This is a genomic window from Micromonospora sp. NPDC047730 (genome assembly GCF_043204765.1).
Taxonomy (GTDB): domain Bacteria; phylum Actinomycetota; class Actinomycetes; order Mycobacteriales; family Micromonosporaceae; genus Micromonospora.
The window spans coordinates 219701-232838 of sequence record NZ_JBIDCU010000009.1; the positions used below are offsets into that span (position 1 = coordinate 219701).

Consider the following 13138-nt stretch of genomic DNA (forward strand, 5'->3'; position numbering starts at 1 on the left):
TCCGTCGAAGAAGGAGATGAGTATGCGTATCACGCGCGTAGCGGCGCTCGCCGCGGCCGCCACCCTGGCGCTCGGCATGACCGCCTGCGGTGGCGACGACGCCGAGGAGGGCACCGGCGCCGGCAGCAAGTCCTTCGCCGCCGGCAGCACGATGGAGCGCCTGAACAAGGCCCAGTCCATCAAGATCGGCACTAAGTTCGACCAGCCCGGCTTCGGCCAGAAGGGCCTGTCGGGCGACCCGGAGGGCTTCGACGTCGAGGTCGCGAAGATCATCGTCAAGGAGCTCGGCATCCCCGAGGACAAGATCGAGTGGGTCGAGGCCCCCTCGAAGGTCCGCGAGGACGTCATCGTGAACGGCACGGTCGACCTGGTCGCCGCGACCTACACGATCAACGACAAGCGCAAGGAGCGCATCGCGTTCGCCGGGCCGTACTACGAGGCCGGCCAGAACATCATGGTGAAGAAGGACGACACCACGATCACCGGGCCGGACTCCTTCAAGGACGGCACCAAGAAGGTCTGCTCGGTCACCGGCTCCACCCCGGCCGAGGAGATCAAGAAGCACGTCAAGGACGTCGCCACCCAGCTGGTGCTGTTCGACACCTACGACAAGTGCCGCGACGCCCTCAAGGGCGGCCAGGTCGACGCCGTCACCACGGACAACGTGATCCTGCTCGGCTACGTCGCCAAGGACGAGGCGTCCTTCAAGCTGGCCGGCGACAACTTCACCAAGGAGCCGTACGGCATCGGGGTGAAGAAGGAGGACACCGCCTTCCGCAACTTCATCAACGACACGCTGGAGAAGGCGTTCGCCGACGGTAGCTGGCAGAAGGCCTGGGACGGCACCGCCGGCAAGTTCGGCGCCCAGCTGGGCTCCGCCCCGACCGTCAACCGCTACTGATCTAATTCCTTCGATCTGGAGGGTGGGGAGGAAGACCGACCCGTGAGTGTGCTCATCGACAAGTTCGACGTCTTCGCGGGTGGTTTCTGGCTCACCCTCCAGATCTGCGTACTCGCCGCGATCGGTGCCCTGATCCTGGGCGCCGTCGTGGCGGTACTGCGGATCTCCCCGGTGCCGCCGCTGCGGGCGGTCGGCACCGCGTACGTCAACATCTTCCGGAACATGCCGCTGACCGTGGTGATGTTCTTCGCCGCGTTCGGCCTGCCGGCCCTCGGCTCCAACGCGGACTTCCTGCGCATCCCCGGCCTGGACGCGGTGTTCAGCCGGCTCGACACGGACCTGCCGTACTTCCGCTTCGCGCTGATCGCGCTGGTGCTCTACACCGCCGCGTTCGTCTGCGAGGCGCTGCGGTCCGGCGTGAACGCCGTCCCCGCCGGCCAGGCGGAGGCCGCCCGGTCGCTCGGCCTCACCTTCGGCCAGAACCTGCGGTACGTGGTGCTGCCGCAGTCCTGGAAGGCCTCCGTGGTGCCCCTCGGTTCGGTCATCATCGCGATGATCAAGAACTCGGCCCTGATCGGCTTCTTCGGCGTGGTCGGCGACCTCTCGCAGACCGCCGACCAGCTCACCTCGGCCGAGGGCTACGCCTTCGTCCCCGTCGCCATCGGCATCTCGATCGGATACCTGATCATGACCGTCCCCCTCGGCGCGCTCCTCGACCGGATCGAGAAGCGGCAGGCGGTGGCCCGATGAGCCAGCAGACCGTCCTCTACGACGTCCCCGGCCCCCGGCAGCGCCGGATCACCCTCGTCAGCAGCCTGGTCGCGACGGTGCTGCTGCTCGCGGGCGCGTACTTCCTGATCTACAAGCCGCTGGACGCCAAGGGCCAGTTCTCGATGGAGCTCTGGGGGCCCCTGCTCGACCCCTCCAACGAGAACTTCTCGCAGGTGTGGGAGCGGATCGGCCTCGGCTTCAAGAACACGCTGACCGCCGCCGCCCTGGCGATCGTCGCCTCGCTGGTGGTCGGCACCCTGCTCGCGGTGCTGCGGATCCAGCTCAAGAGCCTGACCCGCCGCCGGTTCACCGGGGTCGCCACGCCGCTGGCCTACCTGCTGCGCGGGCTGAGCGTGCTGCTGTCGGCGGTCACCCGGGTCTGCGTCGAGGTGTTCCGGGGCCTGCCCGTGGTCATCACGATCTTCTTCGTGGCGCGCGGCTTCCCCGAGTTCGGCGTCTCGTTCGACACGCTGTGGTACCTGGTCATCGGCCTGACCATCTACAACTCGGTGGTCATCGCCGAGATCCTCCGCTCCGGCATGGAGGGCCTGCCCGGCGGGCAGGCCGAGGCGGCGGCCGCGATCGGCCTCTCCCCGCTGCAGACCACCCGGATGATCCTGCTGCCGCAGGCCTTCCGGATCATGCTGCCGGCGCTGATCAGCCAGCTCGTCGTGGTGCTCAAGGACACCTCGCTGGGCTTCATCATCAGCTACGAGGAGACCCTGAACATCGGCAAGCAGCTCATCGGCGTGCTGGACAACCCGATCCAGGTCTACGTCGTGATCGCGGTGATGTTCATCCTGGTGAACTACTCGCTGTCGAAGCTGGCCCAGTACGTCCAGCACCGGCTCTCCCGGGGCCGCAAGACCGCCGGCACCCCGGCGCAGCAGCCTCCGGCCGCCGCCCTCATCGCGCAGGCCGAGGGCGGCGGCGCGGGCGGCGGCGCGGGCGGCAACTGACCCGAACCCACGACGCCGAAAGGGCCGGCCCGGGAAACCGGGCCGGCCCTTTCGCAGTCCCTCGGCCTGGTGGCCGCCTCCCCCGGGTGCCCGGGGGTCAGGTGTTCAGCGCGCGATCTCGGTGACCCGGGACTCGCGGACCACGGTCACCCGGATCTGCCCCGGGTACGTCAGCTCCTCCTCGATCTGCTTCGCCACGTCCCGGGCCAGCACGGCGGCGCCGATGTCGTCCACGTCGTCCGGCTTGACCATCACCCGGATCTCGCGGCCGGCCTGCATGGCGAAGACCTTCTCCACGCCGAGCTTGCCGGCCGCGATCTCCTCGATCCGCTCCAGCCGCTTGACGTACGCCTCCAGGCTCTCCCGCCGCGCCCCGGGCCGCCCGCCGGAGCAGGCGTCGGACGCCTGGGTGAGGACGGCCTCGATGGTCTGCGGCGGCACCTCGTTGTGGTGCGCCTCGATGGCGTGGACGACGTCCTCGCTCTCGCCGTACTTGCGGGCGAGATCGGCGCCGATGATGGCGTGGCTGCCCTCCACCTCGTGGGTCAGCGCCTTGCCGATGTCGTGCAGGAACGCCGAGCGCTTGATGGTCGGCACGTCGAGCCGCAGCTCGGCCGCCATGATCCCGGCGATGTGCGCGGTCTCCACCAGGTGCTTGAGCACGTTCTGCCCGTACGACGTCCGGTAGCGCAGCCGGCCGAGCAGGGTGACCAGCTCCGGGTGGATCTCGGTGATGCCGACCTCGACCAGGGCGTCCTCGGCGGCCCGCTGGCACAGCTCCTCCACCTCGTGCCGGGCCAGGTCGTAGACCTCCTCGATCCGGTGCGGGTGGATCCGCCCGTCCAGCACCAGCTTCTCCAGGGTGAGCCGGCCGACCTCCCGGCGCACCGGGTCGAAGCAGGAGAGCAGCACCGCCTCGGGGGTGTCGTCGATGATCAGGTTGACCCCGGTGACCGACTCGAAGGCGCGGATGTTGCGGCCCTCCCGGCCGATGATCCGCCCCTTCATCTCGTCGCCGGGCAGGTGCAGGACGCTGACCACGCTCTCCGCGGTCTGCTCGCTGGCGACCCGCTGGATCGCGTCGACGACGATGTGCCGGGCGCGCTGCTCGGCGGTGTTGCGCGCGTCGGACTCGATGTCCCGGACCAGCAGCGCGGCCTCCCGCTTGGCCTGGCCCTCGATCGCCTCGATCAACTCCGCCCGGGCCGTGTCGGCGGTGAGCCCGGCGACCCGCTCCAACTCCCGGCGCCGCTGCTCCTCCGCCTCGGCCAGCTCCGCCTCCCGCTGGTCGAGCGCGGCGCCGCGGGCGGCCAGGGCCGCGCTGGCGGCCGTGAGCTGGCGCTCCCGCTCGGCGAGCCGCTCCACCTCCTCGGTGTGCAGCCGCTCGCGCTCGTCCATCCGGGCCGCCCGCCGCTCCACCTCGGCGGCCTGCTCCCGGGTGGTGGCGGCGAGGACCGCGACCTCGCGTTCGCCGCTGCGCCGGGCCGTGGTCCGTAGCTGCTCCGCATCCGCCTCGGCCTGCTTGTGGGCCCGTTCCAGGATGGTGTCGGCCTCCGCCCGGGCGTCGTCGAGCACCCGGCGTGCCTCGGCGCGGGCCGCCTTCGCCTCGGCCTTCGCGGCAGCCGCCTCGGCCCGGGCCGCCGCGGCGGCGGACTTCGCCACGTCGATCGTGCTGTTGGCCTCGTCGGCGGCGCTGCGCAGCGCGGCCAGGGACTGTTCCTGCCGGTCCTTCTCGGCGATGAAGGCGGGATCCTCGGGTGCCGGCGCCGAGCCGAGGCGGCGCAGCGTCCGTACGCCCAGCAGCACCGCCCCGAGCACGACCACGGTCAGGACCAGCACCACCGCGAGGATCACGACGTCGAAGCCGCTCATGCCGGCGCCCCGTTCCGCACGGCCGTCACACGGTCGGCCACACCCCGGTCGGCTCGGGACCGGTGCGGGCCCGGCCCGACGTTCAGCCCGCTCATGTCGGCACCCCGGTGGACCTGCGCCGCCTCGCCATGGCCGCCTCCCCTGAACGTCGGGACCGCAGCGACGGTGCCGGTGGGCACGCACCCTGCGGCTGTGGACGCCCGACCGGAGCGACTGGCCGTGGGTAGGTTCCGTCGGCGGTGCCCACGCGGGGCATCGCCGGCGGCCGGGTGCAGTTGTCGCGCCAGCCCCGGACCGGCCTGTCCGAAGCTGCCGCCAGCGGCCGACGAGTCGGCCAAAGTGATGCTGTTCCGTTACGCGATCTATGTTGTGCGCTTAGCCTGCGCTGGTCGGGCAATGTGAGCCTGTATGGCGAGGCTAGGTCTCCCGGGGCCGTCTGGTCAAGAACTCATGATCAAACCCCCCGAACGGAGAGAAGTTGTCGCGTCACCGTGCGCTCACTGCACGACGGACACCAGCGGACAACCCGGGCAGCCAGCGGGGCCTCACGACCCATCGGCCCTGCTCAGGCCGGACCGCCCGCCGCGGCTCGACCCGACGACCCGGCGTCCGGAGTCGTGCGGAAAACGCGGCTTCGTCGCCGGGGCGGAGTCAGCGGGCGCCGGCGGCCACCGCCGCCGTCACCAGGTCGGCGTTGCCGGGCGTGACCACCCCGTCGGGCAGCCGCAGCGTGTCCTCCAAGCCGATGCGGCTGTGCAGGCCCCGGCGGACCGCCTCGGCGAGGATCGGCCACGTCGCCGGCCCCTCGGCGTGCAGCAGCACCGGCGGCGGCCCGGCGGCCGGGGACGGCAGCGCGGCGAGCATGCCCGCCGCGTCCGCCAGCGCCACCGCCGGTTCCTCGGCCATGCACTCGACGAGGACGCGCCCCGCCGGTACCCGCCAGCCCCTGTACGCCTCGACCGCGTCGACCGTCCAGAGCCCCGCCTCCACCACGACACCCCGCTCGTGCAGCGCCGCCGCGACCGCCTCGGCGCCCGGCTCGTGCGCGTTGACCGAGGCGAAATCCGGCAGCACCGTCCAGGCCCGGACGGCGGCCACCCGAGCGGCCGGGTCCGGCTCGATCCAGGCCCCGGTGCTCACCCCGACCGGCAGGCCCGGGCTGGCCGCCCGGATCGCGTCCAGCGCGGCGGCGATCACCGACGGGTGCAGGGACTCCCGGCCATCGGCGCCGCGGGGGTGCACGTGCACCGCCCCGGCGCCGAGCCTGGCACAGCGGGCCGCGTCGGCGGCCAGGTCGGCCGGCGTGACCGGCACCGACGGGTGCTCGTCGCACCCACGGGCGCCGTTGAGGCACGCCTTGAGCACAGACCCTCCCCTCCGGCCGCCGCTCCGCTCAGTCGACGGAGCGGCTGTTCAGTCGACTGGGCGGCTGTCGCGGTCGAGCTCGCCCTCGGCGTCGGCGAGCGCGTCGGCGTCGATCTGCTCGGCGAACTCGGCCGCCTCGGCGCTCTGCGCGGCGAGCGCGTCCTTCACCGCCCGGATCGCCACGCCGGGCGGGTAGCCCTTGCGGGCCAGCATCGCCACCAGCCGCCGAAAGACCGCGTCCGGCTCGCCGCGGGCGGACCGCAGCTTCCGCTCCACCAGGGCGCGGGCGGTCTCGGCCTCGGTCTCCTCGTCCAGCTCGCCGAGGGCCTCGCTGGCGACCTCGCCGTCGACACCGCGCTGACGCAGCTCGTTGGCGAGCGCCCGGCGGGCCAGGCCCCGGCCGGCGTGCCGGCTGGACACCCAGGCCCGCGCGAAGGCGGCGTCGTCGATGATGCCGACCTCGTCGTAGCGGTCGAGCACCATCGCGGAGACCTCCTCGGAGATCCCCCGCTTCGCCAGTGCCCCGGCCAGCTCGGCCCGGGTGCGCGGCCGGACGGCGAGCTGGCGCAGGCAGATCTCCCGCGCCAGCTCCGACTCGTCGGGCGGCGCGGCGGCGGGCGCCTCGGGGTCGATCTCCTCGGCACGGGGGCCACGGCGACCCCGCCGGGGTCGGGGCGTCGTCGTGCCGTCACCCGCGCGGGGCGGACTGGCATCCCAGCCCCGCCCCGTGCGGGCGCGTCGTCCTGCCACGGGTCAGCGACCGGTCAGAAGTCGACCGGCGGCAGCTCCGGGCCACCGGCGGCGTCGCCCGCGCCGACCCCGACGCCGAGCTTCTCCAGGATCTTCTTCTCGATCTCGGCGGCCACGTCCGGGTTCTCCCGGAGGAACTCGCGGGCCTTCTCCTTGCCTTGGCCCAGCTGGTCGCCGTCGTAGGTGTACCAGGCGCCGGACTTGCGGATGATCGCCTGCTCGACGCCGACGTCGATCAGCGAGCCCTCGCGGGAGATGCCCTTGCCGTACATGATGTCGAACTCGGCCTGCTTGAACGGCGCGGCGACCTTGTTCTTCACGACCTTGACCCGGGTGCGGTTACCGACCACGTCGGTGCCGTCCTTGAGGCTCTCGATGCGGCGCACGTCGAGCCGGACCGAGGCGTAGAACTTCAGCGCCCGGCCGCCCGTGGTGGTCTCGGGGCTGCCGAACATCACGCCGATCTTCTCGCGGAGCTGGTTGATGAAGATCGCGGTGGTGCCGGTGTTGTTGAGCACACCGGTGATCTTCCGCAGCGCCTGGCTCATCAGCCGGGCCTGCAGACCCACGTGGCTGTCGCCCATCTCGCCCTCGATCTCGGCGCGCGGCACCAGCGCGGCCACCGAGTCGATCACGATGATGTCGAGCGCGCCAGAGCGGACCAGCATGTCCGCGATCTCCAGCGCCTGCTCACCGGTGTCGGGCTGGGAGACCAGCAGGGCGTCGGTGTCGACGCCGAGGGCCTTCGCGTATTCCGGGTCGAGCGCGTGCTCGGCGTCGACGAAGGCGGCGATGCCGCCGGCCCGCTGGGCGTTGGCCACGGCGTGCAGCGCCACGGTGGTCTTACCGCTGGACTCCGGACCGTAGATCTCGACCACCCGGCCGCGGGGCAGGCCGCCCACGCCGAGCGCCACGTCGAGGGCGATCGACCCGGTGGGGATGACCGCGGTCTGGATGACCGGCCGCTCCCCGAGCCGCATCACCGAGCCCTTGCCGAACTGCTTGTCGATCTGAGCGAGAGCAAGGTCGAGTGCCTTCTCCCGGTCAGGCCCTGCTGCCATCGTTGCCACCCCTGCCTTCGCCGGCGTCTTTCCTGAGCTTCGCGTCACGCGGACACGCTAGGCGCTGGGTCCGACAGAAAACCAGCCGACGGGCCGTGAGCTGTGGACGAGCACCCCGCTGTGGACAATAGCCGAACAGGTGTACGAGTCGGCAAGCGACACGCGGGAGCGACGAAATGGCTGCTCAGCGTAGTCGCGCGGGCACCCGGTCGGGATAGGCGGCGCAGACCGCCCGCCACACGACGTGCGCCTGCTCACCCGATGCCAGCGCCTGCTCGACGGTCCGGCCGCCGAGCTGGGAGAGCACCTGGTCGCGGGCGATGCTGGCCGCGTAGGCGGGGCCGAACGCCTCCTCCAACCGCGACCAGAAGTCGGTCAGCCGCACGTGATCAGTCCTCCTCCTCCGGTGCGCCCGCCGGCACCGGACGCAACGCTAGCGCCACCAGGGGCACCGCCGCGACCGCCGCGAGCAGGGCGAGCACCGGATAACCCGCCACCTCCATGACAAACCCGCTGACCGCCCCGGCGGCGGCGCCGGCCAGTCCCATGGTCAGGTCGGAGAGCCCCTGGACGCTCGGCCGGATCCCCACCGGCACCGACTCCGACAGCAGGGTGGAACCGGCCACCATGGTCCCCGACCAGCCCAGGCCGAGCAGGAACAGCCCGATCGAGAGCCGGGCCGTGTGGTGCCCGGCGGTGCCGGCGACCGCGCACGCCACGAGCAGCAGCCCGACGCCGCCGAGGATCACCGCCCGGCGGCCGAGCCGGTCCGTGAGCCAGCCGGCCACCGGGGCGAGGGCGTACATGCCGGCGATGTGCAGGCTCAGCACGAGACCGACCACCCGCAGCACGTCGGCGTCGGCGTGCCACTCGTGCAGGCGCACCGGGGTCATCACCATCACCGCGACCATGACCAGGTGCCCGACCGCCACCGCGGCGATGCCGAGCCGGGCGGCCGGGCGCGCGCGTACGACCGACCAGGCGGCCCGCATGCCCACGCCGCGCCGGCCGGTCGGTGCCGGCGCGACGACGGCGTCCGGCGGCGGGGTGACGGCGGGAACGGCGTCCGGCGACGGGGCGGCCGGGACGACGGCGTCCGGCCCCGGGGCGACCGGCGGGACGACAACGGCCGCCAGCCGGCGCGCGGTCAGCAGCGGGTCGGGCCGCAGCAGCGCCAGGATCACGCCGGCGGCCAGCGCCAGCGCGACGGCGCTGAACGCGAACGGACCGGCCAGCGTCGGCAGTCCCCAGCCGCTGGTGGTGCGGTCCGCGAACGCGGCGAAGTTCGGCGCGGCGACCGCGCCGATGGTGGTGGCCCAGACGATCAGGGCGAGCTGGCGACCCCGTCGCGCCGGCTCGGCCAGGTCGACCGCGGCGTAGCGGGCCTGGAGGTTGGCCGCGCTGCCGCCGCCGAAGAGGAGCATGCCGAGGAAGAGCAGTGGGATCCAGCGGGTGACGGCGGCCAACACCACCAGGCCGCCGCCGGCCGCGCCGGCGAGATAGGCCACGACCAGGCCGGGCCGCCGGCCGTGGCCGTTCATGATCCGGGTGACCGGCACCGCGAGCAGGGCCCCGCCCACCACGGCGGCGCTGCTCACCAGCCCGGCCATGGCGGTGCCGGCGATGTCCGCGGCGAGCAGCGCCCCGACGGCGACGCCGACCGTCACCCCGATCCCGCCGACGATCTGGGTGACGAAGAGCAGCCGCAGGGTACGCCGCTGGATCGGCGTGACGTCGGGCGCGGCGAGTGGCGCGGCGAGGTCGGTGGCCATCGGCGGCTCCTTCGGCGGTAAGGGGCGGGGGCCCGTCTCATCCTTGCGCACCCGGCGCGCCACCCCGCAGCCGGTCGCCTCCCGACTGCGCCCCTCCCCCGGCTGCGCTACAGGCCCAGGCCGCGGCCGATGATCTCCTTCATGATCTCGGTGGTGCCGCCGTAGATCGTCTGCACCCGCCCGTCCAACCAGGCCTTCGCCACCGGGTACTCCAGCATGTAGCCGTAGCCGCCGTGCAGTTGCACGCAGCGGTCGGCGACCTTGTTCTGCAGCTCGGTGGTCCACCACTTCGCCTTGGCCGCGTCGGTGACCGAGAGCCGGCCGGCGTTGTACTCCGCGACGCAGTGGTTGACGAAGGTGCGCGCGATGGTGACCTCGGTGTCCAGCTCCGCCAGGAGGAAGCGGTTGTGCTGGAACGCGCCGATCGGCCGGCCGAACGCCTGCCGGGAGCGGGCGTAGTCGAGGGTGACGGCGAGCAGCCGCTCGGCGGCGGCCACCGCGGCGACCGCGATGCTGAGCCGCTCCCGGGGCAGGTTGGCCATCAGGTGGTAGAAGCCGTGGTTCTCGGTGCCGATCAGGTTCTCCACCGGCACCCGGCAGTCGGAGAAGAACAGCTCGGCGGTGTCGTTGGCTTTCAGCCCGACCTTGGCCAGCCGTCGGCCGCGGGAGAAGCCGGGGGTGCCGTCCTCCACGGCGACCAGGCTCACCCCGTGCGCGCCCTGGTCCGGCGCGGTGCGGACGACCACGACCACCAGGTCGGCCATCTCCCCGTTGGTGATGAAGGTCTTCTGGCCGTTGAGCACCCAACTGTCGCCGTCGCGGACCGCGCTCGTGCGGATCCCGGCGAGGTCGGAGCCGGCGCCGGGCTCGCTCATCGCGATCGCCGTGACGAGGTCGCCGGAGCAGAACCCGGGCAGCCAGCGCTTGCGCTGGTCCTCCGTGGTCAGCTCGGTCAGGTACGGCGCCACCACGTCGTTGTGCAGCCCGAAGCCGAGGCCGGTGCAGCCGGCGGCGACGATCTCCTCGGCCAGCACCGCGTTGAACCGGAAGTCCCGCTGCCCGCCGCCGCCGTACTCCGGGTCGACGTCCGTGCCCAGCAGGCCGGCCGCCCCGGCCCGGCGCCACACCTCGCGGTCGACGATCCCGGCGGCCTCCCAACGCTCGTGGTGGGGCACGGCCTCCCGGTCCAGGAACTCGCGGCACAGCTCGCGGAAGTCCTCGTGGTCGCGCTCGTAGAGATGCTGATCCATGGCCGCCAGTGTGGCACCGCGCACCCGCCCTGCCCAGGGGCCGGCGGGTGACCCGGTGACGGCTCAGCCGGTGAGGGCGGGGGCCCGGCGACGGCTCAGCCGGCGAGGGCGCGGGCGGCCACGGCGAGGTCGGCGACCAGCCCCTCGTACGCCTTGTCCTGGTCGTCGGCGCGGAGCACGGCGGACGGGTGGATGGTGGCCAGCAGCCGGGCCGGCGGGGCGTCGGCGACCGTGCCCTTCGCGTCCACCGGTACCCGCTGGAAATCCTCCGGGTGCTGGGCCGACGCCGGCCAGGGCAGCAGCTCGCCGCGCTGCCGGGTGACCCGGAACGTGGGGCCGAGCAGCGCCTTGGCCGCGGTCGCGCCGAGCACCACCACGATCTCCGGGCGCAACTGGGCGAACTCGGCCACCAGCCAGGGCCGGCAGGCGGTGACGTGCACCCGGTCCGGGGTCTGGTGGATGCGCCGTTTGCCGCGCAACTCGAACCTGAAGTGCTTCACGGCGTTCGTGAGGTAGATGTGCCCGGGATCGAGCCCGGCGTCGTCGACCGCCTTGCGGAGCAGCCGACCGGCGGGGCCGACGAACGGCAGCCCCTTCTGGTCCTCCATGTCACCGGGCTGCTCGCCGACGAAGACCACCCGCGCGCCGGCGTCGCCGCGGCCGAACACGGTCTGCGACGCGTCCCGGTACAGCTCGCAGCCCCGGCAGCCGGCGGCTGCGGCGCGCAGGTCGTCGAGGGTGTCGGCCTGCGGCGGGATGAACTGCTGCGCGCCCGGCGCGGTCTCGGTCTGCTCGGCCATGTCGACTGTTATATACCCGTTCGGGCCGCGATGCCGGTCCGCCCTGCCTCCGCACGACGTCCCACCGCGGCCAACCGTCAGTATCCGCCGCCGCCGTCGCCGCCGCCGGACGCCAGCGCGATCACCACGATCACGAGCACGATCACCGCCACCACGACGGCGATCCAGACGCCCCTCCTCGATCCCGACGAAGCCATGGTCGCCCACCTCCGGCACCGCGCTTACCCGCCCGGCGTCCGGTCACGCCCGCGCCCGGCACACCGACAGGTCGCCGCCAGAGGGTCATGCGGTGAAACCGGAGGACACGGCGGGCCGGACGGCGCGGGCGACGGCGTCGGCGAGCGGTGCCACCTCGCCGTCGTCCAGCGAGCTGACGGTGATCCGCAGCCCCGGCGGGCCGGCGATCCGGTAGAGCGCGCCGGGCGCGACCGCCCAACCGGCGTCGCGCAGTGCGGTCAGCGCGCTGGTCTCGTCCGCCACCGGCAGCCACACGTTGATGCCGCTGCGCCCGTGGGCGGCGAGGCCGTGGCCGGCGAGCGCGTCGACCAGCGCCCCGCGCCGCCGCTCGTAGCTGGCGGCGGCCCGGTCCACCAGCCCGGCCACCGCCGGGTCGCGCCACAGCGACAGCACCAGCCGTTGCAGCACGGTGGAGACCCAGCCGGCGCCGACCCGGGCCCGGCCGGCCACCCGGGCCACCGTGGTCTCGTCCCCCACCAGCACGGCCAGCCGCAGGTCGGGACCGAGCGGCTTGCTCACCGAGCGGACGAAGGCCCACGTCGGGGTCGCCCCGGCGAGCGGGTGCAGCGGTACGCGGGCCAGCTCGGCGGCGTGGTCGTCCTCGATCAGCAGCAGGTCGGACCGGCCGGCGAGCAGCGTACGCAGCTCCTCGGCCCGCCCGGCGGAGACCGCCGCGCCGGTGGGGTTCTGCGCCCGGCTGGTCACGATCAGCGCCCGGGTCCCGGCGGCGAGCGCGGCCCGGACGCCCTCGACGAGCGGACCGTCGTCGTCGACCGGCACCCCGATCGGCCGCAGCCCGAGCGCGGCGACCAGGTCGAGCAGGTTGGCCCACCCCGGGTCCTCGACGGCGACCGCGTCGCCGGGGCGCAGGTGCGCGCCGAGCAGCCGCTCGATGCCGTCCAGCGCGCCGCCGGTGAGGGTCAGCTCCGCCGACGGCACGCCGTCGGCGGCCAGCCGCTCGCGGGCCGCCTCGGCCAGTTCGGGCAGCACCCCGGCGGCCGAGTACCCGACGGGCGGCCCGGCGTCGGCCGCGAGCCCGGCCAGGTGCGCCCCCAGCGGCGGCAGCAGCCGCGGGTCGGGCTCGCCCAGGGAGAGGTCGCGCAGGCCGGGGGCGGGTGGCGGGTGCAGCGCGGAGCGGCGGGCCGCCACCGGCGGGCGGGGCCGGACCCGGGTGCCGTGCCGGCCGGCGGTGACCACCAGGCCCCGCTGGCGCAGCTCCTGATAGGCCCGGGCCACGGTGGCCGGGCTGACCGCGAGCTGGGCGGCGAGCGCGCGCACCGCCGGCAGGGCGGCGCCGGGGGCGAGGGCGGCGGAACGGATGCCCGACTCGATGCTGGCCGAAATCTCGACGGCCGTCGCGCCGGTGACCTGATAGCGTGCTGACACAAATCAGAGATTGT

The 13138-nt window shown here is 73.5% G+C and carries 12 protein-coding genes; 3 read left to right on the forward strand and 9 right to left on the reverse strand.

Going from position 1 to position 13138, the window contains the following annotated elements; all coding sequences use genetic code 11:
• The first annotated feature begins 22 nt into the window (after positions 1-22).
• From ACGF5G_RS22010 to ACGF5G_RS22020, 3 genes are read left to right on the forward strand one after another with little or no spacing between them, the layout of a single operon-like run.
• Positions 23-901 (forward strand): glutamate ABC transporter substrate-binding protein, encoded by an 879-nt coding sequence (locus tag ACGF5G_RS22010; RefSeq protein WP_393265452.1) that lies wholly within the window; start codon positions 23-25, stop codon positions 899-901.
• Between the two features lie 42 nt (positions 902-943).
• Positions 944-1651 (forward strand): amino acid ABC transporter permease, encoded by a 708-nt coding sequence (locus tag ACGF5G_RS22015; RefSeq protein ID WP_357454096.1) that lies wholly within the window; start codon positions 944-946, stop codon positions 1649-1651.
• The gene (locus ACGF5G_RS22020; protein WP_393265455.1) at positions 1648-2631 is read left to right on the forward strand and encodes an amino acid ABC transporter permease; all 984 of its coding nucleotides are present in this window, start codon (positions 1648-1650) and stop codon (positions 2629-2631) included. The genes ACGF5G_RS22015 and ACGF5G_RS22020 overlap by 4 nt, the downstream gene beginning before the upstream one ends.
• A gap of 105 nt (positions 2632-2736) precedes the next feature.
• On the opposite strand, the gene rny is transcribed toward ACGF5G_RS22020, so the two are convergent.
• The 9 genes from rny to ACGF5G_RS22065 all read right to left on the reverse strand — a co-directional run bounded on the left by rny (position 2737) and on the right by ACGF5G_RS22065 (position 13124).
• Entirely contained in the window at positions 2737-4503 is a 1767-nt protein-coding gene (gene rny / locus ACGF5G_RS22025; protein ID WP_393265458.1) for a ribonuclease Y, read from the reverse strand.
• A 651-nt stretch (positions 4504-5154) separates the two neighbouring features.
• The gene (locus ACGF5G_RS22030) at positions 5155-5868 is read right to left on the reverse strand and encodes a 3-keto-5-aminohexanoate cleavage protein (RefSeq protein ID WP_393265460.1); all 714 of its coding nucleotides are present in this window, start codon (positions 5866-5868) and stop codon (positions 5155-5157) included.
• Between the two features lie 48 nt (positions 5869-5916).
• Entirely contained in the window at positions 5917-6618 is a 702-nt protein-coding gene (locus ACGF5G_RS22035; protein WP_393265463.1) for a regulatory protein RecX, read from the reverse strand.
• A gap of 14 nt (positions 6619-6632) precedes the next feature.
• Positions 6633-7679, reverse strand: coding sequence for a recombinase RecA (gene recA / locus ACGF5G_RS22040; protein ID WP_088995380.1), 1047 nt, complete (start codon positions 7677-7679; stop codon positions 6633-6635).
• Between the two features lie 184 nt (positions 7680-7863).
• Positions 7864-8064: a DUF3046 domain-containing protein gene (locus tag ACGF5G_RS22045; RefSeq protein ID WP_350705093.1), complete on the reverse strand. Its 201-nt coding sequence runs from the start codon at positions 8062-8064 to the stop codon at positions 7864-7866.
• A 4-nt stretch (positions 8065-8068) separates the two neighbouring features.
• A complete protein-coding gene (locus tag ACGF5G_RS22050; protein ID WP_393265466.1) occupies positions 8069-9451 on the reverse strand; it encodes an MFS transporter in 1383 nt (460 codons plus the stop codon).
• Positions 9452-9558: 107 nt separating this feature from the next.
• Positions 9559-10701 (reverse strand): acyl-CoA dehydrogenase family protein, encoded by a 1143-nt coding sequence (locus tag ACGF5G_RS22055; RefSeq protein WP_393265469.1) that lies wholly within the window; start codon positions 10699-10701, stop codon positions 9559-9561.
• A gap of 95 nt (positions 10702-10796) precedes the next feature.
• Positions 10797-11501 carry a UdgX family uracil-DNA binding protein gene (locus ACGF5G_RS22060; RefSeq protein WP_357693765.1) on the reverse strand — a complete coding sequence of 235 codons (705 nt, stop codon included), beginning with the start codon at positions 11499-11501 and terminating at the stop codon, positions 10797-10799.
• 282 nt (positions 11502-11783) lie between these two features.
• Positions 11784-13124, reverse strand: coding sequence for an aminotransferase class I/II-fold pyridoxal phosphate-dependent enzyme (locus ACGF5G_RS22065; RefSeq protein WP_393265472.1), 1341 nt, complete (start codon positions 13122-13124; stop codon positions 11784-11786).
• Between the last annotated feature and the right edge of the window lie 14 nt (positions 13125-13138).

What these genes read in the sequence shown, in the direction of transcription:
- ACGF5G_RS22010 (WP_393265452.1), top strand. Translation starts at nt 23, where the DNA reads ATGCGTATCACGCGCGTAGCGGCGCTCGCCGCGGCCGCCACCCTGGCG.
- ACGF5G_RS22020 (WP_393265455.1), top strand. Translation starts at nt 1,648, where the DNA reads ATGAGCCAGCAGACCGTCCTCTACGACGTCCCCGGCCCCCGGCAGCGC.
- rny (WP_393265458.1), bottom strand. Translation starts at nt 4,503, where the DNA reads ATGAGCGGCTTCGACGTCGTGATCCTCGCGGTGGTGCTGGTCCTGACC.
- recA (WP_088995380.1), bottom strand. Translation starts at nt 7,679, where the DNA reads ATGGCAGCAGGGCCTGACCGGGAGAAGGCACTCGACCTTGCTCTCGCT.
- ACGF5G_RS22050 (WP_393265466.1), bottom strand. Translation starts at nt 9,451, where the DNA reads ATGGCCACCGACCTCGCCGCGCCACTCGCCGCGCCCGACGTCACGCCG.
- ACGF5G_RS22055 (WP_393265469.1), bottom strand. Translation starts at nt 10,701, where the DNA reads ATGGATCAGCATCTCTACGAGCGCGACCACGAGGACTTCCGCGAGCTG.
- ACGF5G_RS22060 (WP_357693765.1), bottom strand. Translation starts at nt 11,501, where the DNA reads ATGGCCGAGCAGACCGAGACCGCGCCGGGCGCGCAGCAGTTCATCCCG.